This window comes from Xanthomonas sp. A1809 (assembly GCF_017746015.1).
GTDB lineage: Bacteria > Pseudomonadota > Gammaproteobacteria > Xanthomonadales > Xanthomonadaceae > Xanthomonas > Xanthomonas euvesicatoria.
Map to the genome: position 1 here is coordinate 61473 of NZ_JAGHWZ010000012.1, position 23825 is coordinate 85297.

Sequence of the window (23825 nt, forward strand, 5' to 3'; positions counted from 1 at the left end):
TGACCGCGCAAGCGTCTTCCCGGGCATGATTTAACTGCCGGCGCATCATCGGGCGCCCATTGCTGGACGCCCGCTTGCTCAGGCGGCCGCGCCACCCAGGGTCTTGTCGATCATCTGGGTCAGCTGGCCCTTGCCGACGGCACCGATCTGGGTCGCCTGCACCTGCCCGTCCTTGAACAGCAACAGCATCGGGATCGAGCGCACATGGTACTTGATGGCCAGCGCACGGTTCTGGTCCACATTCACCTTGGCGACCTTGAGGCGGCCCTGATAGGTGTCGGCCAGATCGTCCAGCACCGGGGCGATCATCTTGCACGGGCCGCACCACTCGGCCCAGAAATCCACCAGAACCGGTTCGCCCGATTGCAGTACAGCTGTGTCGAAGTCGGCATCGCCGACATGTTGAACCTTATCGCTCACCTTGGGTCTCCTGGAAACCAAAACGGCCCACCCGAACGGGCAGGCCGCTACATTGCGCTAAACTGGGGCATTGCGCGACTGAATCAAGTGTCAGTCCTGAAGCCGCGCTGTCCGCCACAACAGCCGCAGTTTGCGACGCTGTCGGCATCGATGCAAGCCGCGCCCGGGCTGCCCAGGGCGCCTCACGAAGACGGAATAATGAGCGACAAACCGCTGACCGATGTGACCTTTTCCTCGTTCGATCTGCATCCGGCCTTGATCGCCGGGCTGGAGAGCGCCGGGTTTACCCGCTGTACCCCGATCCAGGCGCTGACCTTGCCGGTCGCGCTGCCGGGCGGCGATGTCGCCGGCCAGGCCCAGACCGGTACCGGCAAGACCTTGGCGTTCCTGGTCGCGGTGATGAATCGGCTGCTGATCCGCCCGGCCCTGGCCGACCGCAAGCCGGAAGACCCGCGCGCGCTGATCCTGGCGCCGACCCGCGAGCTGGCGATCCAGATCCACAAGGACGCAGTGAAGTTCGGCGCCGACCTTGGCCTGCGCTTTGCGCTGGTCTATGGCGGGGTGGATTACGACAAACAGCGCGAACTGTTGCAGCAGGGCGTGGACGTGATCATCGCCACCCCGGGCCGCCTGATCGACTACGTCAAGCAGCACAAGGTGGTCTCGCTGCACGCCTGCGAGATCTGCGTGCTGGACGAGGCCGACCGCATGTTCGACCTGGGCTTCATCAAGGACATCCGCTTCCTGCTGCGGCGCATGCCCGAGCGCGGCACCCGGCAGACGTTGTTGTTCTCGGCCACGCTCAGCCACCGCGTGCTGGAGCTGGCCTACGAGCACATGAACGAGCCGGAAAAGCTGGTCGTCGAAACCGAAAGCATCACCGCTGCGCGGGTGCGCCAGCGCATCTATTTCCCCTCCGACGAAGAGAAGCAGACGCTGCTGTTGGGCTTGCTGTCGCGCAGCGAAGGCGCGCGCACCATGGTGTTCGTCAATACCAAGGCGTTCGTGGAGCGCGTGGCGCGCACCCTGGAGCGGCACGGCTACCGGGTCGGCGTGCTGTCGGGCGATGTGCCGCAGAAGAAGCGCGAGTCGCTGCTCAACCGCTTCCAGAAAGGCCAGCTCGAAATCCTGGTCGCCACCGACGTGGCTGCGCGCGGTCTGCATATCGATGGCGTCAAGTACGTCTACAACTACGACCTGCCGTTCGACGCCGAAGACTACGTCCATCGCATCGGCCGCACCGCACGCCTGGGCGAAGAAGGCGATGCGATCAGCTTCGCCTGCGAACGCTATGCGATGAGCCTGCCGGACATCGAGGCCTATATCGAGCAGAAGATCCCGGTCGAGCCGGTGACGTCCGAACTGCTGACGCCGCTGCCGCGTGCGCCACGCGTGCCGGTGGAAGGCGAAGAGGCCGACGACGACGCTGGCGACAGCGTGGGCACGATCTTCCGCGAAGCGCGCGAGCAGCGCGCCGCCGAAGAACAGCGTCGCGGTGGCGGGCGCAGTGGTTCGGGCGGGTCGCGCAGCGGCAGTGGCGGTGGCGGTGGTCGCCGCGAAGGCGCCGGTGCCGATGGCAAGCCGCGTCCGCGTCGCAAGCCACGGGTGGAAGGCCAGGCGCCTGCAACTGCGGCGTCGACCGAACATCCGGTCGTTGCCGCAGCGGCGGGACAGGCACCTTCCGCGGGCGTGGCCGATGCCGAGCGCGCGCCACGCAAGCGTCGGCGTCGTCGTAACGGTCGTCCGGTCGAGGGTGCCGAGCCGGCAGTGGCATCCACGCCGGTTCCCGCACCTGCCGCACCGCGTAAGCCCACCCAGGTGGTTGCCAAGCCGGTGCGTGCCGCCGCCAAGCCGTCGGGCAGCCCCTCGCTGCTCAGCCGGATCGGCCGCCGACTGCGTTCGCTGGTCTCAGGCAACTGACCGTTTGCGGCACTGATCGCATCGCCGCGCATCGGCGATGCGACGCAAGCACTGACGCTCCGGCATAATCGCTGAATGACCGTTCTGCGTTTCGACAACGTCAGCAAGCACTACGCCGGTGGCCACCAGGCGCTGACCGATGTCAGCTTCGAAGTGGCCGATGGCGAGATGCTGTTCGTGACCGGCCACTCCGGCGCCGGCAAAAGTACCTTGCTCAAATTGATCCACCTCAGCGAACGCCCGAGTCAGGGCGCGGTACTGCTGGGCGAACGTAACTTGCTCAAGGTACGTGGCCGGCAGATTCCGCTGCATCGGCGCCAGGTGGGTGCGGTCTATCAGGACCACCGTCTGCTCAACGACCGCAGCATCGCCGAGAACGTGGCCCTGCCGCTGATCTTGCGCGGCACCCGGCGTGCCGAGATCGGCAAGCGCGTGCGCTCGGCATTGGAGCGCATCGGTCTGGCCCATCGCGAGAAAGCCCTGCCGTCGCAATTGTCTGCCGGCGAGCAGCAACGCGTGGGCATCGCGCGCGCCATCGTCGGCGAACCGCGGCTGCTGGTGGCCGATGAGCCCACCGGCAATCTCGACCCGGCACTGGCCGCGGAAATCATGCAGTTGTTCGCCGAACTTCCGGCCCGTGGCACCAGCGTGCTGGTGGTCAGCCACGACCTGGCGCTGCTCAAGCAGATGCGCAAGCGCGTGCTGATCCTGGATCACGGCCGCCTGGTCGACGACATCTCGCCGCAGGACCTGGCCGAATGAGCAAGCCCGCCAATACCGAAACCGTCGCGCCGTCGCGGCTCGGCGTCTGGATCGACCACCATCTGCACAGCATTGCCTTCAGCCTGGGCCGTGCGATGCGCAAGCCGTGGGCCACGTTGCTGACCATCGTGGTGATGGCCCTGGCCCTGGCCCTGCCGCTGGGGCTGTCGATCGCGCTGGATAACGTCAAGCTGCTGGCCGGCAGCGTGCAGCAGTCGCGCGAGATCAATCTGTTTCTGAAGGTCGACGTGGCTGCCGAGGCGGCGCAGGCGCTGGCCGGCGAGCTGCGTGCACGCCCGGATGTCGCCAAGGTCACGCTGCGCACGCCGGAGCAGGGCTTGGCCGCGCTGCGCGAGAGCGCCAAGCTCGATGAAGCGGCCGATGCGCTGGGCGACAACCCGCTGCCCACCTTGCTGATCGTCACTCCCGCCGATGCGACCGACGACGCGCAGCTGGCCAATGCGCTGCAGGCGCTGCCGCAGACCGATCAGGTGCAGCACGATGCGCTGTGGCGCAAGCGCCTGGATGGCTGGCTGCACTTCGGCGAGCGCCTGGTCCAGGTGTTGTCTGCCCTGCTCGGGATCGGTGCGGTGCTGGTGGTCGGCAACACCGTGCGGCTGGACATTCAGTCGCGGCGCGAGGAAATCGGCGTGCTGCAGTTGCTCGGCGCCAGCGATGGCTTCATCCGCCGCCCGTTTTTGTATCTGGGCGCGTGGTACGGACTCGGCGCCGGCGCTGTCGCGCTCGCTCTGATCGCCGCCTCGGGCCTGGCATTGCGTGCGCCGTTGGCGACATTGGCCGACAGTTACGGCAGTTCTTTTACCCTGCACGGGCTGGATCTGTTGCATTCTGCGATGGTGCTGGTCGGCACCTTAGTCCTGGGTTGGTTGGGTGCCTGGCTGGTGACCGGCCATTTCCTTCGCCAGACCCGTCCTACCGAGACCTGAGGCCTGCCATGCATCCACCAGATCTCAAACACCTGATCAGCGACGCACCGCGCGTGATGGTGGTCGATGGTTCCAAGTTGGTGCGCAAGCTGATTGCCGACGTGCTCAAGCGCGACCTGCCCAATGTGCAGGTGATCGGCTGTTCCAACATTGCCGAAGCGCGGCAGGCGCTGGAAGCCGGCGCCGTGGATCTGGTCACCACCTCGCTGTCGCTGCCCGATGGCGACGGCCTGACCCTGGCGCGCAGCGTGCGCGAAACCGCCGGGCAGGCCTATGTACCGGTAATCGTGGTCTCCGGCGATGCGCAGCAGCATCTGGTGGAGCGCCGATTCACCGAGTACGTCACCGATTATTTCGACAAGGCGCTGGGCCATGAAGCCCTGGCGACCTTCATCCGCGGCTACGTGCAGCCCGAGCCGGTGGTGGGGGCGACCGTGCTCTACATCGAAGACAGCCGCGTGGTGGCCGAGGCGACCAAGCGCATGCTCGAACGGCAGAGCCTGAAAGTGGTGCACGTGCTCACCGCCGAAGATGCCTTTGCGCTGCTCACCGCCGAATCGCTGGGCCGCACCGAACGCCGCATCGACGTGGTGCTGACCGACGTGACCCTGAAAGGCGAGCTCAACGGCCGCGACGTGGTCGAGCGTATCCGCATCGATTTCGCCTACGGCAAGCGCCGCCTGCCGGTGCTGGTGATGACCGGCGACACCAACCCGCGCAATCAATCCGACTTGCTGCGGGCCGGTGCCAACGATCTGGTGCAGAAACCGATCGAAGAGCGCCTGCTGGTGACCAAGGTGTTGTTCCAGCTGCGCCTGGCACGCCTGGAGGATCAGGCTGTCACGCTATGACTGAAGGGGAGGGACGCATCCAGCTGGAACCGTCGTGGAAGGCAAGAGTGGGCGACTGGCTGCTGCGCCCGCAGATGCAGGAGCTGTCGGCATTCCTGCGCCAGCGCAAGGCGGCCGGAGCACGGGTGTTTCCGCCCGGCCCGCAGATCTTCGCCGCCTTCGACGCCACCCCGTTCGAACAGGTCAAGGTGGTGATCCTGGGCCAGGACCCGTATCACGGCGAAGGTCAGGCGCATGGGCTGTGCTTCTCGGTATTGCCCGGCGTGCCGGTGCCGCCGTCGCTGCTCAACATCTACAAGGAGATCCAGGACGACCTGGGGATCGCGCGGCCGGATCACGGCTACCTGATGCCCTGGGCGCGCCAGGGCGTGCTGCTGCTCAATGCCGTGCTGACGGTGGAGCAGGGGCGCGCCGGCGCCCACCAGAACAAGGGCTGGGAAGGCTTCACCGATCATGTGGTGGACACCCTCAATCGCGAGCGCGAAGGGCTGGTGTTTCTGCTGTGGGGCAGCTATGCGCAGTCCAAGGGCAAGGTCATCGACCAGGCACGCCATCGGGTCTTGAAGGCGCCGCATCCTTCGCCGCTGTCGGCGCACCGCGGCTTCCTGGGTTGCCGGCATTTTTCCAAGACCAACGACCATTTGCGGCGGCGTGGTCTGAGCCCGATCGACTGGTCGCTGCCACCGCGCAGCGCGCTGGACACCACCTCCACCGGCGCCTGAACGACGCTGGCGGCATCTCGTTGCGCAACCAATTTGTCACGGTTTGCACAGGGGCTTGGTGATACCGTAAGCCTCGAATTTGGGGTGCCGGGCTGTAGAACACCGGTGATGCCAAACACCCGAACGTTCTATAAATGGAATGCTGGGAACTCTTTCTGTACCCGGCAGTCCAATAGTTCGACTGCTAAGATGGTGCCTATGAACCAGACTACCTCAACTGCCCTTGTGGCAAACAATCTCCCGATTCCCAGTGCGCTCGGTTCGCTGGACGCCTACATCGGTGCCGTGCACCAGATCCCGGTGCTGTCGGTCGATGAGGAGCAGGATCTGGCCCGTCGCTTCCGCGACGAGCTGGACCTGGACGCCGCGCGCGAACTGGTCCATTCCCACCTGCGCTTCGTGGTGCACGTGGCCCGCGGCTACAACGGCTACGGCCTGCCGCTGGGCGACCTGATCCAGGAAGGCAATATCGGCCTGATGAAGGCGGTCAAGCGCTTCGACCCAGACATGGGCGTGCGCCTGGTCAGCTTCGCGGTGCACTGGATCCGTGCCGAGATGCACGAGTTCATCCTGAAGAACTGGCGCATCGTCAAGGTCGCCACCACCAAGGCGCAGCGCAAGCTGTTCTTCAACCTGCGCAAGTCCAAGACCCGTCTGGGCTGGCTCAATGCGTCGGAAGTGACTGCGGTTGCCAAGGACCTGAACGTCTCCGAGCGTGAAGTGATGGAGATGGAGTCGCGGCTGTCCGGTCGCGATATCGGTTTCGACGCGTCGTCGGACGAAGACGACGATCACGGCCCGCCGTCGCCGGTGAGCTATCTGGTCGCCAATGAAGAAGACCCGTCGCAGGCGTACGAGCGTCACGACAGCGAAGACAACCAGCTGCAGCTGCTGCGCGAAGGCATGGCTGGACTGGACGCGCGCTCGCGCGACATCGTCAAGCGCCGTTGGCTGGATTCCGATTCCAAGGTGACGCTGCAGGAACTGGCAGACGAATACGGCGTCTCGGCCGAGCGTATCCGCCAGATCGAAGCCAATGCGCTGAAGAAGATGAAGGCGCTGTTCGTCGCCTGACCCTGTCGGTCTTGCGCGAGTGGTTGTACAGACGGCCCGGTTTTCCGGGCCGTTTGCATATGTGGTGTTACGCGATTGCTACTCCGGCGGGCGCGCCACCGGCAGATGCCAGCCGTAGCGGATGGCCATGAAGCGCAGGCCGAAACACACGCCGGCGCCGGTCGCCAACGACCAGGCCTGCGGCACATCCAGGACGTGCCCGATCGCGACCAGCCCGCCACCGGCGAGCGCGGCGACCGCATACAGTTCGGCCTGCAACACCACCGGCGTGCGTGCCACCAGCAGATCGCGCGCGATGCCTCCGCCGATGCCGCTGAGCATGCCCAGCAGCGTCGCGCTGAGTGGGCTGAGGTGATAGTCCAGCGCCTTGCTGGTGCCGTAGACCGCAAACAGCGCCAATCCGGCCGCATCGAAGAGTTGCACCGGGTTGCGCAGCCGCTCCACCGCTGCATGCCAATAGAACCCGGCCACCCCGGCCAGGCAGGCCACCAGCAGATACTGCGGCTGCACCAGCGCGGCCGGCGGGGTGGCGCCGATCAGCACATCGCGCACGATGCCGCCGGACACCGCTGCCGCGCAGGAGAGCACCAGCACGCCGAACAGGTCCAGGCGGTTGCGCACCGCCAAGGTCGCGCCGCTCAGGGCGAACACGAAGGTGCCGAGCAGATCCAGCAGGAACAGGACAGTTGCCACGATCGGGTCGTCGAATCAGGCCGCACAGCATCGCACGGCCTGCGCCGCTATCACCCGTCCTTGCTGCTGGGCGGCGGGTCGTCGGCGGCGCCGCCAAAGATGATGCGTGCGGCGCGCTGGTAGCTCCAGTACGCCATCGCCCAGTTCACCAGCACCACGAACCGGTTGCGGAAGCCGATCAGAAAGTACACGTGCGCAGCCAGCCAGAACCACCAGGCGACGATGCCGGACAACTTGAGCTTGCCCACATGCACGATGGCGGCCATGCGGCCGATCGTGGCCAGGTTGCCGTAGTCCTGGTAGCGAAACGCCGGGGCGGTCTGGCCGCGCTGCCGCGCCCGGATCGCCTTGGCGATGTGCTTGCCCATCTGCTTGGCGGCCGGCGCCACGCCCGGCACCGGGCGGCCGTCCTGCTGCACCGAGGCCAGATCGCCGCCGACGAAGATGTCCGGGTGGCCCGGTACGCTGAGGTCGGCCTCGACCAGCACGCGGCCGGCGCGATCCAGCGGCACGCCCAGCGTACGCGCCAGCGGCGAGGCGGCCACGCCGGCGGCCCACACCACGGTGCGTGCCGGCACGAAGGTGTCGCCGAGCTGGTAGCCCAAGGCATCGATCTGCGTGACCGGAGTTCCGGTGTGCACCTCCACGCCCAGACGTTCCAGCTGCTTGCGCGCCTTGGCAGTGAGATCTTCCGGAAACGAGGGCAGCACGCGCGGACCGGCTTCGACCAGGCGCACGCGCGCCTGCCGCGGGTCGATGTGGCGGAACTCGTTCTTGAGCGTGTGGCGGGCGATTTCGGCCAGGGTGCCGGCCAGTTCGACGCCGGTGGGCCCGCCGCCGACCACGGCAAAGCTCAGCCAGGCGGCGCGTGCGGCGGGGTCGGATTCGGCTTCTGCGCGTTCGAAGGCCAGCAGCAGCTTGCGCCGCAGCACCAGCGCGTCGTACAGCGTTTTCAGGCCGGGGGCGTGTTCGGCCCATTGGTCGTTACCGAAATAGGCATGGGTGGCGCCGGTGGCCAGCAGCAGCATGTCGTAGCCGAGCGTGCTGCCATCGGCCAACACCACCTCGCGGCGGTCTGGTGCGATATCGGTGACATCGCCGAGCAGTACTTCGACATTGCGTTGCTCGCGCAGGATGTGCCGGAGCGGCGCGGCGATGTCCGGTGCCGACAAACCGGCGGTGGCCACCTGGTACAGCAGCGGCTGGAACAGGTGGTGGTTCTGGCGGTCGACCAGGGTGATGCGGATGCCGGGGTCGTCGAGCGCGCGGGTCGCCCATAAGCCGGCGAATCCGCCGCCAACCACAACCAGACGCAGCGGAGCTTGGGAGGGGGGAGAGGTCATCGTGAGGTCCGATGGAGTGCGACGCGGGCCCAGCAGGATGCCGCATCGGCAATGAACATGCCGCGTGAGCGCGGCCCGCCTGCGGCATCATGTCGCATCTCCCGCTTCCGGCCAGCCCATGTCGTCGCTCCCGCCGCCGTTGCCGCCGTTGTCGTCTGTGCCACCCGCTGCACCGTCGCCGGCAGCTGTCGCCCCAAAGTCGCTCAGTAGTGTGGCGATCGGGCTGATTGGCGTGGCGACGTGCGTGGTGCTGATGGCGATGCTGGTGTTTGGCGCGCTCATCTGGTTGATGTCGACCGGCTGGTCGTTGTTTGCCGATCAGGCGCGCAGTGCGCTGCAGGCCGATGCCGTGGTGCAGGAACATATCGGGCAGATCCGCGACATGCGGGTGGATCTGTATCGCACCAGTCTGGCACCGGGGAGCGATGAGTTCGTGTTCGATGTGCAAGGCGATCGCGGCACCGGGCGCGTGCATGCCACCTGGGTCAGCGACGGTGCCGAACGCGAGATCCTGAGTACGGGCGTGCTCACGCTGCGCGATGGTACCGAGTACACATTGCCGGCCGAGACCGACGTGGAGGAGAGTGAGATGGACACCGACACCGACTTCAAGACCGAATCTGCGAACTCCCTGGAGCAATGAGCATGATCGACAACCCTGACAAACGCATCGCGCTGCTGATCGATGCGGACAATGCGCCGGCCGGAAAGATCGATGTGGTGCTGGCCGAAGTGGCGCGCTACGGCGTGGCCAACGTGCGCCGCGCCTACGGCAACTGGAAGAGCCCGCACTTGAAAGGTTGGGAGGCGGCATTGCACGACTACGCGATCCGGCCGATCCAGCAATTTGCCTACAGTTCCGGCAAGAACGCCTCGGACATGGCGATGGTGATCGATGCGATGGACCTGTTGTACGCGCGCAATCTGGATGGATTTGCGATCGTCTCCAGCGATGCCGATTTCACGCCGCTGGTGATGCGGCTGCTGACCGACGGCATGAAGGTCTATGGCTTCGGCGAGAAGAAGACACCGGCGCCATTCGTCAATGCGTGCTCCAAGTTCACCTATGTCGAGGCGCTCGGGCAACAGGCTGCAGCGGCCAGCGAAACGGCTGCCGGTCGCAAGGACGCCACCGCATTACGCAGCGATACGCGTCTGGTCCAAATGCTACGCAATGCGATCGTCAGCGCCTGCGAAGACGATGGTTGGGCGCTGCTGAGTGCGGTCGGCAAGCAGGTGGCCAACCAGGCCTCGTTCGATCCACGCAACTATGGCTATCGCAAACTCAGCGATCTGGTACGCGCGATCGGCTTGTTCGAGATCAGGCAGGACGAACAGGCGTTGTGGGTGCGCGACGCGCCCAAGGGTGGCGGCAGCGGCGCGAAAACTGCTGCGCCTGCCGCAGCGGCGCCGTCACCGGCCAACAAGCGCGCGGCGCGCGCGCCCGCCAAACCTGCTCCGGGGAAATGACGATGACGCATGCAGCCAGCGACCACACACCGCCGACGATCACGCTGTGGGGGCGTCGCAATTCCAGCAATGTACGCAAGGTGCTGTGGTGCGCCGAAGAAGCCGGCGTGGCCTACGCCTCGATCGAAGTGGGCGGCGCGTTCGGGGGCAACACCACGCCGGAATATCGCGCGCTGAACCCGAACGGGCTGGTGCCGACACTGCAGGATGGCGCGCTGGTGCTGTGGGAATCCAACGCGATCGTGCGCTATCTGGCCGCGCAATATGCGCCGGCGTTGTATCCGCATGCGCCGGCCGAGCGCGCGCTGGGCGACCGCTGGATGGATTGGACCACTTCCACTTTCGCTGGAGTGTTTCGCGACCTGTTCTGGGGCGTTTTGCGCACGCCCGAGGCCGAGCGCGATCACGCACGCATCGCTGCGGCGTTGACCCACTCGGGCGAGTTGCTCGCACGTGCCGATGCGGCATTGGTGCAACAGCCGTACCTGTCCGGCGAGCAGTTCGCGATGGGCGATATTCCGCTGGGCAGCTTCATCTACGCGTGGTTCGAAATGCCGATCGAGCGACCGGAATTGCCGCATCTGCAGGCGTGGTATGCGCGCCTGCGTGCGCGGCCGGCATACCGGCGCGCGGTAATGACCGCGCTGACCTGAGTGTCGCGCCGACGCTGAGTCAATGCGATTCATGACAGGCACCGCCTGAGCTGCCGACCCGGCACGTGCTGCAAGCAAGTGGGCCTTGTACATCACGCAGGCAGGTAGCCTGCAGTGTCGTAGGAGCGCACCCGGGCGCGAGGGCATTCCCGTCATGCCACATCGCGCCCGGGTGCGCTCCTACCAAGGATCACGCCACTGCGCTCAATGACCTGGGCACAGCGCGCAAGACGTGGGTCTGGCTTCTGCTCCATGGTCGAGACGCCGTGCGCTAATACAAGTCGATCGGGTCCACATCCAGCGACCAGCGTACACGGCGGGCTTGCGGTAGCGTATAGATGGCCGGCAGTTGGGTGTCGAGCAGGCGATGCAATGCCGCGCGTTGTTGCGCCGACAACAGCAACTGCGTGCGCTGGAAACCGGCGCGGCGCGGCATCGGTGCCGGCATCGGGCCGTAGCATTCCACCGCGGCAAACGCCGGCGATTGCGTGCCGGGGTCGGCGCTGGTCAAACCGCGCACCGCCAGCAGGAATTGATTGGCTGCGGCCACATCCTTGGCTTCGGCACGGAACAAGGCCAGGTGCGCGAAGGGAGGGAATCCGGCCGCTTCGCGCTGCTGCAGTTCGGCGTCGGCGAAGGCGTGGTAGCCGCCATTGACCAGGGTCTGCAGCAACGGGTGTTCGGGGTGATGGGTCTGCAACCAGACTTCGCCCGGCCGGTCGGCACGCCCGGCGCGTCCGGCTACCTGGATCAACTGCTGGGCCAGTTTTTCGGCGGCGCGGAAGTCGGCCGAGAACAGGCCTTCGTCGATGCCGACCACCACCACCATGGTCAGCCGTGGCAGGTCGTGGCCCTTGGCCAGGATTTGCGTGCCCACCAGGATGCCGGCCTCGCTGCCCAGGCGCGCCAGCTGGGTCTCCAGTGCGTCGCGACGCTGGGTGGTGCTGCGGTCGATGCGCACCACCGGGACGTCCGGAAACGCCTCGGTCAGGCGTTCCTCCAGTCGCTCGGTGCCGATGCCCTGCGGCTGCAGCGCGAGGCTGGCGCAGGCCGGGCAGGCCAGCGGTGCAGGTTGGCGCGCGCCGCAATGGTGGCACTGCAGACGGCGGCCGCCGGCATGCACGGTCATCGGGGTCTGGTGCAGCGGCGTGCTGCAGCGCTGGCAGGCCGCGGTCCAGCCGCAGTCGTGGCACAGCAGCACCGGTGCATAGCCGCGGCGGTTCTTGAACACCAGGACCTGTTCGCCGCGCGCCAGGGTGGCGCCGATACCGGCCAGCACCTCGGGCGACAGGCCGTCCTTGAGCGGGCGCTTGCGCACGTCGAGCACGCGTACGCGCGGCGGGCGCGCTTCGCCGGCGCGCCGCGACAGGCGCAGATGCTGGTAGCGGCCGGAATAGGCGTTGTGCAGGCTTTCCAGCGATGGCGTTGCACTGCCCAGTATCACCGGCACATCCAGCGCCTTGCCGCGTACCAAGGCGAAATCGCGCGCGTGATAGCGGATGCCGTCCTGCTGCTTGTAGCTGCCGTCGTGCTCTTCGTCGATCACGATCAGGCCGGCGTTGGGCAGCGGGGTGAACACCGCCGAGCGGGTGCCGACGATCAGCTTTGCCTCGCCACGCCAGGCCGCCGCCCATACCCGCGCGCGTTCGCCGTCGGACAGACCCGAGTGCAGTGCGTGCACCGGCACGCCCAGGCGGGTACGGAAGCGGCCCAGGGTCTGCGGGGTCAGGCCGATCTCCGGTACCAGTACCAACGCCTGCTTGCCGGCGGCCAGGCAGTCGGCAATGGCCTGCAGGTAGACCTCGGTCTTGCCGCTGCCGGTGACGCCGTCGAGCAGGTAGGTGGCAAAGCCACTGTGCGCGCGGATCGCGGTGGCGGCGGCCTGCTGTTCGTCGTTGAGCGGCGGGCCGCTGCCGGGACGGGGCGGGATGCTGTCGGCCGGCACCGCCACGCGCTCGGCGTAGTGGCGTTTGGCCAGGCTGCGCGCTGCCTGCCGCCATTGCGGCAGTAGTGGATCCAGTTGCTCTTCGCCCACTGCGCCGGTGAGCAGCAGGGTCGCCAACAGGGCGGGACGGCTGCCCGCGCGCAGGCTGGCGGCACCGCTGTGGCCGGCTTCGGTCAGCTGCCAGGCCCAGGCGTGGGTGTCGGCCAGCGGTTCGCCGCGGCGCAGCGGGCCGGGCAGGGCGCTGGTCTGGGCCTCGCCGAGCGGGGCGTGGGTGTAGCGGGCCAGCCAGTGCAGCGAGCGGGCCAGTTCATCCACCAGCAGCGGGGCCTGGTCGCACCACGCCAGTGCCGGGCGCAAGCCGTCGGCCGCGGGCAGTTGCCCGATCTCCACCACCACCCCGACCAACTCGCGCGGCCCGAACGGCACCCGCACCCGGCAGCCGACCCGCGCCGGGTCCGTCAACGGCGCATCGGTCGGAGGCAGATAGTCGAACAACTGGGGCAGCGGCACCGGCAAGGCGACGCGCAGGGTGGCGACGGTCGAAATCATCCGACCAGTCTACCGACCCTGTCCAGAGGCCGGCGGCCGCCCCCGAATCGGCCCGAATCCAACCCGAGGCAGCGGCCGCGTTTCTGTGACGGAAGTGATAAATACGACGTAAACCTATGTGAGGGTTAAGGAAACGGGTTTATCCACACTGGCTGTGGATAAACCTGTGAATTAGTGTCGTGCTCCACGCTGTGACGATGGATTCACTAGCCTCTGCAACCTCTTGGACATTTTTTAGCCAACATGCATAAGTCAATAAATTTCAATCACTTAGGCGTGAAACACGAATGCAACAAAGAAAAAACAACAGTTGACAGACGCCTGCGTATCGGTATGTCTGCCGCTGTGCACAACCCGCCGCGGCGGCAGGCACGGCCGGTGTGAAGGCGGAGCGGGGCCGGGCCGATCTGTCAAGCCGTCGGCGGGGGCCAATCGCGTCGGTATCATGCCGGCCGATGCTGGAGTTCTCATGACCGTAGTCCCCGACGCCCCCGTGACCCCTGCCGCGCTATCTGCCTTCTTGCGCGGTGTCGAACGCCGGGGTCTGGTGCTCGCACAATTGCAATGCGGCGACGTGGCCGCCGCCGAGCGCGCACTCGCAGCGGCCTTGCGCGCCTTCAGCAGCCAGGCGGCAGGTCGGCCGATGGCAAGCTGGCCGATGCGCTTCTGGAGCCTGCTGGCCACCGCGCCACCGCTGCGGCGCGAGCCGATGCCGGGCACGTGGCTGCCCCCGTTCACCGTCTTGGGCCGGATGCAGACTGCCGACCGCCTGGCGCTGCTGCTGCGGATCGTGGCCGGGCTGGAAGAAGGCGTGGCCAGCGAGGTGCAAGGCGTCGAAGCGGCGGACTACCGGCAGTCGCTGGCGCGTGCCTGCCCGCGCGATGCCGCCGGCAATCCGGATGCCCAGGCCTGGCGGGCCCTGGCAGAAGCGGCGCAAGTGGAACTGCGCGACCTGAGCCCGGCCCAGTTGACCCGGCTGAGCCAGCTCCGCGATTCGGCCCTGGCCGGAATGCCGCTCACTGCCGCGCCGGCCGAGCCGGCACCGGCGCCGCGCCGTCCTGCCGCTGCCCGGGCCCGACGGCAATGGCGGTGGCCGCAGCTGGAGCGCCGCCACGCCGGCATGGCGTTGGGCGTGCTGGCGGTGGCACTGCTGCTGGCGGGGTTGGGCTGGTGGTGGGCCCACCGCCGGCCCGCGCTTCCTCCCGAGCCTGTCTCCCAGGCGCCTGCCGGCGTGCTGCACGTGACCGACGCGGCGCCGGTACTGGTGGAGGAACTCCCGGCGGCCGACCTGCCGGATGCCGTGGCCACGCCGGGCCTGGATCCGCGCGACCAGGCGATGCTGGCCGACCCGGATCTGGAGCTGGCCCGCGCTGCGGACTTCTACGCCTGGTATGCCGCCGGCCACCCGGTGCCGGTTGATGAATCCGGTGCGCATGCCACCGCAGCCGAGCAACCTTCCGCCGCTTTGGAGACGGTCGATGATGAAACCAACTGACTGGTGCGGCCTGCTGCTCTGCGCGTTTGCCGGCGTCGCCGGCGCGCAGCGCTTGCCGACGCCGCTGGAAGAATCGGCCGCTGCGCCGGCCGCGTCCACTTCCGCTGCCGCAGTGCCGAGTACATCGCCGAGCGCCGCGCAGCAACGCGCACGCTGGGCAGCGATGACGCCTGCGCAGCAAGCCGAGCTGCGTGCCCGCTATGCCGCCTGGAAGGGGCTGACGGCCACAGACCGCGTGGTGTTGCGCCAGGCACGCGAGCGGCTGCAGGCCTTGCCGGAGGATCAGCAACGCGCGCTGCGCACCCAGTTCGGCGCGATGGATCGCCTGCATCGCGACGGCTGGCGCCTGGGCTCGCAGGTGGGGGCGTTCTATGCCCAGTTGCAGCCGTTGATCGGCTACGTGCAGCCCGCCCAGCGCGAGGCCATGCTGGCCGCGCTGCGCAGCCTGGACGCCGGCCAGCTGGAGCAACTGGCGGTGCTGGCACAGCGCACCCCGCCCCAGGAGCGCGACAGCCTGCGCGAGGCCTTCCTGGCCGAAGCGCCGGCCACGCGCAGCATCTGGTTGAAGCGCCAACTGGCGCGTTGATCGCTCGCGTGCCGTCGGCGCGCGCAATGCCTTTCAGTGTTGCGCCGGTCATATCCGTTCTAGCTGTGCCTGCCCCATAGCGCCGCTTCAGACGCGCCGCACCCAGGCCCGGCATCGCTGCGTCGCGCTGCAATGCGGCTGTCTTAGCGCAACCGTCTGCGCAGTCAGCGCGTCAAAGACGCGCCAGACTGGCCACCATCAACAGCGCAGCGGCCACCGTCACCAACACCAACACCAGATACACCCCGCTCAGGCCGATGTACTTGAGCACGGTGACCAGCCAGGACTGCGCGTACACACGCCGCTGCATCCACAGCAGATACACCGGCATCCAGAGCGTCAGCCCGAACTGCGCGACTCCGATACTCCAGGTGATCGGGCTGGCGACGTGCGCCAGCGCATCGCTGAGCAGCGACAACAGCAGTTGCGTGAGCAGGTTCAGGCACAGGAAGGCGTGGCTATACAGTGCCAGCACCAGATGCTCCAGATACACCTGCCCGCTGCGCACGTAGAACACCCGCAACAGCAGTGCAAACAGCGGCACCAGCACCAGCAATGCAGACGGCACCGCTGCGAAGAATGCGTTGTAGAGCAGTTGCGGGTCGCTGCGCAGTCGAGGCAGGTTGTCGCGGATATGGCGAAGTTGGGTATTGATCCAGCGGTTGGCGAACTGCGGTAGTGCCGCATAGTGCAGTGGGTTGCTCACCGGGTCCCACGGCTTGCCCATGACCGAAAAGAACGTGCTATCGCTGTCTGCCTCTGCGGTGGGCACGGCGCTGGTCGGACGCGCGTCGGCCTGCAGCTGCGTCAGACGACGTTGCGCTTGCGCATTGGCACGCGCGATGCCGGCGTCCACGCGCTCGCGTGCGATGCCGCTCGGCACGGCCGCGCGCGTCTGCGTCAGCGCGTCGACCAACTGCCTGCGTACCGCTTCCACCTGCGCCGGCGTGCGTGCCTGTGCGAAATCCTTGGAAACCGTGGTCTGGCTGGTGCCGGGCGCGGCGGCGATATCGCTGTCTGCGGCGGACGCATGCACGGCGATGCGCGCGATGAAGAACGTCAACAGGCTCAGTACCAGGAACAGCCGCATCGGCGCCACGTACCGCACGCGTTGGCCGCCCAGGAAGCGTTGGGCCACGCGTCCGGGCACCAGCAGGTCGCGCAGGGTGCGGAAAATGCGCCCATCCAGATGCCAGAACGATTCGAAGACTTCTTCCACCGCATGGGCGACGCTGCGCACCGGGTTGTGCGCGCTTTGCCCGCAGGCGTGGCAGTACGCCCCCTGCAAGGCAGTGGCACAATTTTCGCAGTCTGTGGGAGGGTGCGCGGTCGAATGCGGTGACATGAGCCAGGTCCGGTTGGCGAGTCGGGGAAGGCGCGTTGCCGTCGACCTGATCCCGAAAGAACGGCGTTGGCGCACGCGTACAACGGTCTCCCGCGCCGGCCCGGTTGCAGCAGCCTTCGCGTTTTGCCCGCACACACAGTCGCGCAGCGGGCTCTACCCAGCTGCGCGGCAAGGCCGCAGTCGGAAAGTAGGCGTAAGATAGCCGGCCCGCGCGACCCGGTGCCAGCGCCTCCCGGCACGGCCGTAGTCCGCGCAGCGATCGGTTGTCATGTCTGTTTCTTCTGCACCCCCGTCCGCGACGCCAGGCTTCGCCTCGGAAGTGCGCACCACCGGCCTGCTTGCGTTGCCGCTGGTGCTCGGCCACGTTTCCACCGGCCTGATCGGTTTTGTCGACAACGTCATCGCCGGCCACCACGGCACCGCCACGCTGGCTGCAGTCACCATCGGCACCTCGCTGCTGTGGCTGCCGATGCTGGTGCCGATCGGCACCTTGATCTCGTTGACTGCCTCGGTCTCGCAATTGCTCGGCGCCGGCCGCGAGCGCGAGATCGGGCCGCTGTTCCGGCAGGCGCTGTGGCTGTCGCTGGGGCTGAGTGCGCTGATGTTCGTGTTCCTGAGCGTGGTGCCGCCGTTGCTGCCCACCTTCGGGATTGCAGCGGACATCGTGCCCGGCGCCACCGCGTTCCTGCACGCGGTGCGCTGGGGCGTGCCGGCGCTGACCTTCTACTTCTGCATGCGCTATCTCAGCGAGGGCATGCACTGGACGCTGCCGACCATGCTGCTGGGCTTTGGCGGCCTGCTGGTGCTGGCACCGGTGGGCTATGCGCTGACCTATGGCAAGTTCGGCTTCGCCGAACACGGTGCCGAAGGTCTGGGCATCGCCTCGGCCATCACCATGTGGGTGCAGGCGAGCGTGTTTGCGCTGTATCTGTGGCGCGCACGGCGGTTTGCGCATCTGCACTTGTTCGCCCACCTGGAAGGACCGCGCTGGCGCGCCATCGGCGAGTTGCTACGCACCGGCTTGCCGATCGGCATCACCGTGTTGATGGAAGGCGGGTTGTTCATCGTCACTGCGTTGTTGATCGGCCGGCTGGGCTCCACCGAAGCGGCCGCGCACCAGATCGCGATCAACGTCGCGCAGTTGTGTTTCATGATCCCGATGGGCGTGGCCGAGGCCACCACCGTGCGCGTGGGCCACGCAGTGGGCCGCGGCGACCCGCTGGCGATGCGGCGCGCGGCCTGGGCCGGCTATGCGATCGTGCTGGGCACCCAAGCGCTGTCGGCCAGCGCACTGTTGCTGGGCCACGATGCCATCGTCGGCGTCTATACCGACGACGTGGCCGTGGCCGCGCTGGCGTCGGTGTTGCTGCTGTTTGCCGCCACGTTCCAGTTTCCCGACGGCATCCAGGTGCTGTCGGCCGGCGCGCTGCGCGGGCTCAAGGACACCCGCGTGCCGATGTTCCTGGCGATGTTTTCGTACTGGGGCGTGGGCATGCCGATCGGCGCCGGGCTCGGCCTGGGGCTGGGCTGGGGACCGAAGGGCATGTGGGTGGGCCTGATCCTGGGCCTGACGGTGGCCTCGATCCTGATGGGGCTGCGCTTCCGCCAGACCAGCCGGCGGCTGACCGCCACCGTGACACCCTGACTTCCAGCGCATGCCGCGCGCGCTGCGCAGCCGGTATGCTGGGCACCATCGATCTGTATGCAGCGTCTTTCGACGGAGCTTTCCATGAACCACCCCGTGCGTCGCAATCCCATCGCCAGCTTCTTCGTCGGCCTGTGGGATGTGATGAATTTCACCCGGCGCCTGATTTTCAACCTGGTGTTCTTCGGGTTCCTGTTCCTGCTGTTGCTGGTGTTCGTGGTGGCGCTGGCGCGTGGCGATGGCACCAAGCCGTTGGCCGAGCGCACCACCCTGGTGATCAACCCGGAAGGTACGCTGGTCGAACAATTCAGTGCAGACCCGGTCAGCCGGTCCCTGGCCAAGGCGGTCGGCGACAAGAGCGCCGAAGAAGTGCAACTGCGCGACCTGGTGCGCGTGATCGAGGCGGCGGGCAAGGACCGCAAGATCGAGCGCGTGCTGTTGAACCTGGACAAGCTGCAACCGTCCGGATTTGCTTCCCAACGCGAAGTGGCCGTCGCATTGCAGAAGTTGCGCGCCTCCGGCAAGCAGATCGTGGCCTTCAGCGAGAGCATGAGCCAGGGCCAGTACCTGCTCGCCGCACAGGCCAACGAGGTGTATCTGGACCCGATGGGCAGCGTGTTGCTGGAAGGCCTTGGCCGCTATCGCCAGTACTTCCGCGAAGGCCTGCAGGACAAGCTCGGTGTGGACGTGCATCTGTTCCGCGTCGGCGAGTACAAGTCTGCAGCCGAGCCGTACATCCTGGACGCGGCCTCGGCCGATGCCAAGGAAGCGGATTTGTTCTGGATGAACGATGTGTGGCAGCGCTATCTGGCCGACGTGGGCACCGCGCGCAAGCTGAGCCCGGCGCAGCTGGCTGCCGGCATCGACACGCTGCCCGAAGGCGTGGCCGCCGCCGGTGGCGACCTGGCCAAGTTCGCGCTGCAACAGAAGCTGGTGGACGGGCTCAAGACGCGCGAAGAAGTCGATGCGCTGCTGGTCAAGCGCGGTGTGGCCGACAGCGATGCCGACAGCGGTTTCCGCAATATCGGGTTCAACGATTATCTGAGCCAGCTGCAGGCGCAGCGTTCGCCGATGGATAGTCGCCCGCAGGTGGCGGTGGTCGTGGCAGCGGGCGAGATCAGCGGTGGCGAACAGCCGGCCGGACGCATCGGTGGCGAGTCTACGGCGGCGCTGTTGCGCCAGGCGCGCGACGACGAGGAAGTGAAGGCGGTGGTGCTGCGCGTGGATTCGCCCGGTGGCGAAGTCTTCGCCTCCGAGCAGATCCGCCGCGAAGTGGTTGCGCTCAAGCAGGCCGGCAAGCCGGTGGTGGTGTCGATGGGCGATCTGGCCGCGTCCGGCGGTTACTGGATCAGCATGAATGCCGATCGCATCTACGCCGACCCGTCGACCATCAGCGGCTCCATCGGCATCTTCGGCATGGTGCCGAACCTGACCCGCGCGCTGGACAAGATCGGCGTGCACACCGACGGCGTGGCCACCACGCGGTTCGCCGGTGCGTTCGACATCACCCGTCCGCTGGATCCGGCTGCCGGCCAGGTCATCCAGGCAGTGATCAACAAGGGCTACGCAGACTTCACCGGCAAGGTGGCGCAGGCGCGTCACCAGTCGGTGGAGGCGATCGACAAGGTGGCGCGTGGCCGTGTGTGGAGCGGCGCGCAGGCCAAGGAGCGTGGATTGGTGGACGCGTTCGGCGGCATGTCCGAAGCGGTGGCCGATGCGGCCGACCGCGCCAAGCTGAGCCGCGGCAAGTTCCGCGTGCGCTATGTGGAAAAGCCGGCCACGCCGTTCTCGCAGTTCATGAGCGGGTTTGCCGGCAGCCGCATGGGCGCCTGGATGCTGGGCGACTCGGGCATGGCGCGCGCGCTGCTGGCCCGCTCGTTGCCGGAAGTGGATACGCAGCTGCGCTTTGTCGAAAGCGCCGTGCACGACAGCAAGGCAGGCGGCACGCCGGTCAAGTCGCTGGCCTACTGCTTCTGCGGGTTCTGACGCGTTGCGCTCAGTGCGCACTTGATGCATCGACAACGCCGGCCATGTGCCGGCGTTGTTGTGCGCGCGCGGATGATGCGGTGGTTTGAACGGCCGAACGAACGAAGCAGACGGCAAGACCCACGCAGCAATCGTCGAGCGCGCAACCATCAGCCACTCGCATCGCGCATGTCGTGCTGAGTGCAGTTACAGCCTTGGCAGGCGTTCACCGGTGGCTATTGGCACATCCGTGCGCTGATTGGCACCAACTGCAGGCGCTTCAGGGCGCCAGTTCACCGGTTGCCGAGGTTTTGCTACTGCGTGGCGGCATCGATCGCCTTGCGCTGATCGTCGGCCGCCTGGTCGGTTGCGGCCTGCACCGCGTGCGCCTTGTTCAACGGTTGCTGGATGTGGCCGCGCAAGGCGGTGGCTTGCGGATCGGGCTTCTGATCGGTGGGCGCGGGCTGCGGCCGCTGACAGGCGCCCAGCGACAACGCCAGACCAACCGCAAGCATCCAATGCATCTTCATCGTCGTGACCTCGCTTGGGGTGGCGTTATCCTAGAGCGTGTTATGTACGTTGAGGTGAGTGCGAAGCGTCCTGGCGCGTCGCGACAAGGCGCGCAAAGCGGTATCGGTGCGCCACAGGACGCTTCCCGGCGGGTTGGCCGCCAGCGGCATGGAGCAGGCGCCGCGCGGCTTGCCTTGGCGCCAGCCAAGCCGGCGCCGCGCAGCACCCGCTCCGCACCGCTGGCGGCCAACGCATCTCATCTCAACGTGCACAACACGCTCTAACGCCCGGGCCACGCATGCGCGTCAACTGCGTTGCAGCGGCCGTTTCCTGCGCTTTGAAGAGGATTACCACGTGACAACGCACCGTTGGCGGCTGGATGGACAGACCGCCCTCATCACCGGCGCCAGTGCCGGGATTGGTCTTGCCATCGCGCGCGAGCTGCTCGGCTTCGGTGCCGACCTGCTGATGGTGGCGCGCGATGCCGATGCCCTGGCGCAGGCGCGCGATGAGCTTGCCGACGAGTTTCCCGAGCGCGAACTGCACGGGCTGGCCGCCGATGTCTCCGACGATGAAGAGCGCCGCGCGATCCTGGATTGGGTGGAAGACCACGCCGACGGCCTGCATCTGCTGATCAACAACGCCGGCGGCAACGTGACCCGCGCCGCGATCGATTACACCGAAGACGAGTGGCGCGGCATCTTCGAAACCAACGTGTTTTCCGCATTCGAACTGTCGCGTTATGCGCACCCGTTGTTGGCGCAACACGCAGCCTCGGCCATCGTCAACGTCGGCAGCGTCTCGGGCATCACCCATGTGCGCAGCGGCGCGCCGTACGGCATGACCAAGGCGGCGTTGCAGCAAATGACGCGCAACCTGGCGGTGGAGTGGGCCGAAGACGGCATCCGCGTCAACGCGGTGGCGCCGTGGTACATCCGCACCCGCCGCACCTCCGGTCCGTTGTCGGATCCGGACTACTACGAACAGGTCATCGAACGCACGCCGATGCGTCGCATTGGCGAACCGGAAGAAGTTGCCGCGGCGGTGGGTTTTTTGTGTCTGCCGGCTGCCAGTTACATCACCGGCGAATGCATCGCGGTGGACGGCGGCTTCTTGCGCTACGGGTTCTAGCGCAGGCGACACATACCGCCTGGTTCCGAGTGGATGCGCATGGACGCAGAGCTTGCATGTTCATGCACCATGTTCATGCACCCGCCCATGCTGCGCGTCGTCTTTCAGCCAAATGGCGATTGCCCGCCAACCGTCCAGACCCGTTGGCTCATCGCGCGACAGGCGTGCTCAGGGCGTGGCGGCCGGATTGGCGCAACGGCTCTCGTCGAGAACCCGGCGCATCTGCTCATAGCGTTGTTTGCGTTCGGCCGACTGCGCTTCATCGGAGAAGCGCCAGGTGGATTCGGCCTGCTCGGCGCGTTTGCGCCAGGCCTCGCACAGGCTCTGGTCCGGCACCGGCGCGCAGCGGTCGGTGACCACCTCGCAGGCGCTGCCGCCCCCGGTGGCCGGGCCGCCGGCCAGATTGGTGGTCTGCATCGGCAGGCAGCGCGTGGCCGGTTCGCGGTCTTCGGTAAAGTAACGTCCGTTGTCGTGTGCGGTGCACTCGAACAGCGGCGGCGGTGGAAGGGTCGATGTCGAGGTAACCGTCGGTGCTGGCAGTGCGGCGGGCGTGGCCGGTGCAGCGGGTGCCGATGCAGCCGCCTGCGCAGCAGCCCGTGGTTGCGCCGCTGGCATCGCAGGTGCGGGCGCTGGGTTGGTAGCGCCGCCGGGCGCGAATGGCACCGCCGCCGGTGCGGTCATCAGCTTCTTCTGTTGTTGCATGCCCTTCGGGCACGGCATGTTCTGCACCGTCAGTGCGCCAGTCGGATCGGTACAGCGATAGATGGCCACTTCCTGCGCGCCGGCCAGCGAACCGAGCGCCATCATGCTGAGCGTCATTGCGCCCAATAACGGCCAGCGCCTCATGCGCCGCCGCAGTCGCGTTGCTGGCGTGCCTCGATGCCGCGCTGTTCGCGGCTGAGATCCTCGCGCTCGCTCTGCAGCGCGCTGTTGTAGCGGCGGATCAGCTCCCAACGGCGGTCGGCCAGCCGCGCGCAGACTTCCTGTGCGGGCAGGGCGTGGCATTCGTCGCGGATCTGCACGTTGCCGTACGGCACGATGACCGTGCCGCCGTATCCGCCGCCGTTGTAACCGCCCTGATAGCCGCCTTGGTAGCTATCTACGCCGAAGCTTGCGCTGCCGCGGACGCTTCCTCGTCCGGAGCCGCCCTGCACCGAGATCGCCGGACGCGGGCTCACCGAGATCGGTGGACGCTGGATGCCGCCACCGCCGCGGACCGGGGGAGCAATGGTGTTGCCCACATAGGCGGGCCCCCAGGTCGGCACCCAGCGCGGATTGCCTTCCGGGCTGTCGCTTGTGTAGCGGTTGCCGTCTTCGGTGGTGCACTCGTACATCGGCTGTGGCGGTTGCACGGTAACGATGCGGACCTCATGCGTGGGCGCTGCGGCGACCGGTGCCGGCGGCTCCACGCGCGCTGGACGCGGCGGCGGGTCTTGCGGCCGTTGCAGATCCAGCACCTGCTGGCGACCGCTGCTGCAGGGTGCATCCTGCAGGGCGACAGTGCCGGTGCTGCTCACGCAGCGATAGACCCGCACATTCGGGTCGGGTTTGCTCGCGGTGGTGGCGGCCGACGCCGGCAGCGCCGCGGCGAGCAGCAGAAGAGTCAGGACGGTACGCATGACTGCAGTGTGCGCGTCTGTGCGGCCGCCGCAAAGGGGGTGCGGCTGAACGAACGCTGTGCAGGGGCGAGGCGACAACGCGCCGGATGGCTGCGGCCTGCTTCCGGAATGCCAGCAGTGGCCGGGTAGGCCGCCAAGGGCGACGGCCCGGAACATTCGGCGTGGGGATAGACGACCAAT

The 23825-nt window shown here is 67.2% G+C and carries 22 protein-coding genes; 14 read left to right on the forward strand and 8 right to left on the reverse strand.

Features of this window, described 5'->3' with window-relative positions; translation table 11 throughout:
• Nucleotides 1-78 precede the first annotated feature (78 nt).
• Nucleotides 79-420 carry a thioredoxin TrxA gene (gene trxA / locus J7396_RS16480; protein WP_005923050.1) on the reverse strand — a complete coding sequence of 114 codons (342 nt, stop codon included), beginning with the start codon at nucleotides 418-420 and terminating at the stop codon, nucleotides 79-81.
• A gap of 198 nt (nucleotides 421-618) precedes the next feature.
• On the opposite strand from trxA, the gene rhlB reads away from it, so the two are divergent.
• From rhlB to rpoH, 6 genes are all read left to right on the forward strand, one after another.
• Nucleotides 619-2340 carry an ATP-dependent RNA helicase RhlB gene (gene rhlB / locus J7396_RS16485; protein WP_011348805.1) on the forward strand — a complete coding sequence of 574 codons (1722 nt, stop codon included), beginning with the start codon at nucleotides 619-621 and terminating at the stop codon, nucleotides 2338-2340.
• 75 nt (nucleotides 2341-2415) lie between these two features.
• Nucleotides 2416-3102 (forward strand): cell division ATP-binding protein FtsE, encoded by a 687-nt coding sequence (ftsE, locus tag J7396_RS16490; RefSeq protein WP_003484499.1) that lies wholly within the window; start codon nucleotides 2416-2418, stop codon nucleotides 3100-3102.
• The gene (gene ftsX, locus J7396_RS16495) at nucleotides 3099-4049 is read left to right on the forward strand and encodes a permease-like cell division protein FtsX (RefSeq protein ID WP_008577360.1); all 951 of its coding nucleotides are present in this window, start codon (nucleotides 3099-3101) and stop codon (nucleotides 4047-4049) included. The genes ftsE and ftsX overlap by 4 nt, the downstream gene beginning before the upstream one ends.
• Nucleotides 4050-4057: 8 nt before the next feature.
• Nucleotides 4058-4900, forward strand: coding sequence for a response regulator (locus J7396_RS16500; RefSeq protein ID WP_003484494.1), 843 nt, complete (start codon nucleotides 4058-4060; stop codon nucleotides 4898-4900).
• Nucleotides 4897-5622, forward strand: coding sequence for a uracil-DNA glycosylase (gene ung / locus J7396_RS16505; RefSeq protein ID WP_011348803.1), 726 nt, complete (start codon nucleotides 4897-4899; stop codon nucleotides 5620-5622). The genes J7396_RS16500 and ung overlap by 4 nt, the downstream gene beginning before the upstream one ends.
• 198 nt (nucleotides 5623-5820) lie before the next feature.
• On the forward strand, nucleotides 5821-6696 hold the full coding sequence (gene rpoH, locus J7396_RS16510) for an RNA polymerase sigma factor RpoH (protein WP_005911428.1): 876 nt from the start codon (nucleotides 5821-5823) through the stop codon (nucleotides 6694-6696).
• 78 nt (nucleotides 6697-6774) lie between these two features.
• Here rpoH and J7396_RS16515 read toward each other — a convergent pair whose 3' ends face one another.
• Together J7396_RS16515 and J7396_RS16520 are read right to left on the reverse strand one after the other, a co-directional pair.
• A complete protein-coding gene (locus J7396_RS16515) occupies nucleotides 6775-7389 on the reverse strand; it encodes a trimeric intracellular cation channel family protein (protein WP_011348802.1) in 615 nt (204 codons plus the stop codon).
• A gap of 50 nt (nucleotides 7390-7439) precedes the next feature.
• A complete protein-coding gene (locus J7396_RS16520) occupies nucleotides 7440-8732 on the reverse strand; it encodes an NAD(P)/FAD-dependent oxidoreductase (RefSeq protein ID WP_209261746.1) in 1293 nt (430 codons plus the stop codon).
• A 118-nt stretch (nucleotides 8733-8850) separates the two neighbouring features.
• Between J7396_RS16520 and J7396_RS16525 the strand changes: the two genes are divergently transcribed.
• Genes J7396_RS16525 through J7396_RS16535 form a run of 3 tightly spaced genes read left to right on the forward strand, consistent with a single transcriptional unit; the run spans nucleotide 8851 to nucleotide 10855 of the window.
• On the forward strand, nucleotides 8851-9375 hold the full coding sequence (locus J7396_RS16525) for a hypothetical protein (protein ID WP_127166295.1): 525 nt from the start codon (nucleotides 8851-8853) through the stop codon (nucleotides 9373-9375).
• Nucleotides 9372-10202 carry an NYN domain-containing protein gene (locus J7396_RS16530; protein WP_029820487.1) on the forward strand — a complete coding sequence of 277 codons (831 nt, stop codon included), beginning with the start codon at nucleotides 9372-9374 and terminating at the stop codon, nucleotides 10200-10202. The genes J7396_RS16525 and J7396_RS16530 overlap by 4 nt, the downstream gene beginning before the upstream one ends.
• Nucleotides 10199-10855 (forward strand): glutathione S-transferase, encoded by a 657-nt coding sequence (locus tag J7396_RS16535; RefSeq protein ID WP_209261747.1) that lies wholly within the window; start codon nucleotides 10199-10201, stop codon nucleotides 10853-10855. The genes J7396_RS16530 and J7396_RS16535 overlap by 4 nt, the downstream gene beginning before the upstream one ends.
• A gap of 271 nt (nucleotides 10856-11126) precedes the next feature.
• On the opposite strand, the gene J7396_RS16540 is transcribed toward J7396_RS16535, so the two are convergent.
• A complete protein-coding gene (locus J7396_RS16540; RefSeq protein WP_209261748.1) occupies nucleotides 11127-13349 on the reverse strand; it encodes a primosomal protein N' in 2223 nt (740 codons plus the stop codon).
• Between the two features lie 469 nt (nucleotides 13350-13818).
• On the opposite strand from J7396_RS16540, the gene J7396_RS16545 reads away from it, so the two are divergent.
• Together J7396_RS16545 and J7396_RS16550 are read left to right on the forward strand one after the other, a co-directional pair.
• Nucleotides 13819-14844, forward strand: a complete 1026-nt coding sequence (locus J7396_RS16545; RefSeq protein WP_209261749.1) for a hypothetical protein — start codon at nucleotides 13819-13821, stop codon at nucleotides 14842-14844.
• Nucleotides 14828-15430: a DUF3106 domain-containing protein gene (locus tag J7396_RS16550; protein ID WP_033478607.1), complete on the forward strand. Its 603-nt coding sequence runs from the start codon at nucleotides 14828-14830 to the stop codon at nucleotides 15428-15430. The genes J7396_RS16545 and J7396_RS16550 overlap by 17 nt, the downstream gene beginning before the upstream one ends.
• Before the next feature lie 172 nt (nucleotides 15431-15602).
• Here J7396_RS16550 and J7396_RS16555 read toward each other — a convergent pair whose 3' ends face one another.
• Nucleotides 15603-16775, reverse strand: a complete 1173-nt coding sequence (locus J7396_RS16555) for a DUF3667 domain-containing protein (RefSeq protein WP_244669709.1) — start codon at nucleotides 16773-16775, stop codon at nucleotides 15603-15605.
• A 268-nt stretch (nucleotides 16776-17043) separates the two neighbouring features.
• Between J7396_RS16555 and J7396_RS16560 the strand changes: the two genes are divergently transcribed.
• Entirely contained in the window at nucleotides 17044-18420 is a 1377-nt protein-coding gene (locus J7396_RS16560) for an MATE family efflux transporter (RefSeq protein ID WP_029820482.1), read from the forward strand.
• A gap of 84 nt (nucleotides 18421-18504) precedes the next feature.
• Nucleotides 18505-20406, forward strand: coding sequence for a signal peptide peptidase SppA (gene sppA / locus J7396_RS16565; RefSeq protein WP_014091225.1), 1902 nt, complete (start codon nucleotides 18505-18507; stop codon nucleotides 20404-20406).
• 293 nt (nucleotides 20407-20699) lie between these two features.
• Here the strand turns inward: sppA and J7396_RS16570 are convergent, their stop codons facing one another.
• Complete coding sequence (locus J7396_RS16570) at nucleotides 20700-20915, reverse strand: hypothetical protein (RefSeq protein ID WP_008572026.1); 216 nt, start codon at nucleotides 20913-20915, stop codon at nucleotides 20700-20702.
• Nucleotides 20916-21249: 334 nt separating this feature from the next.
• Between J7396_RS16570 and J7396_RS16575 the strand changes: the two genes are divergently transcribed.
• Nucleotides 21250-22026, forward strand: coding sequence for an SDR family oxidoreductase (locus tag J7396_RS16575; protein ID WP_005911403.1), 777 nt, complete (start codon nucleotides 21250-21252; stop codon nucleotides 22024-22026).
• Between the two features lie 168 nt (nucleotides 22027-22194).
• On the opposite strand, the gene J7396_RS16580 is transcribed toward J7396_RS16575, so the two are convergent.
• Together J7396_RS16580 and J7396_RS16585 are read right to left on the reverse strand one after the other, a co-directional pair.
• Nucleotides 22195-22845, reverse strand: a complete 651-nt coding sequence (locus J7396_RS16580; RefSeq protein ID WP_171309830.1) for a DUF4124 domain-containing protein — start codon at nucleotides 22843-22845, stop codon at nucleotides 22195-22197.
• Between the two features lie 23 nt (nucleotides 22846-22868).
• Complete coding sequence (locus J7396_RS16585; protein WP_008572028.1) at nucleotides 22869-23645, reverse strand: hypothetical protein; 777 nt, start codon at nucleotides 23643-23645, stop codon at nucleotides 22869-22871.
• Between the last annotated feature and the right edge of the window lie 180 nt (nucleotides 23646-23825).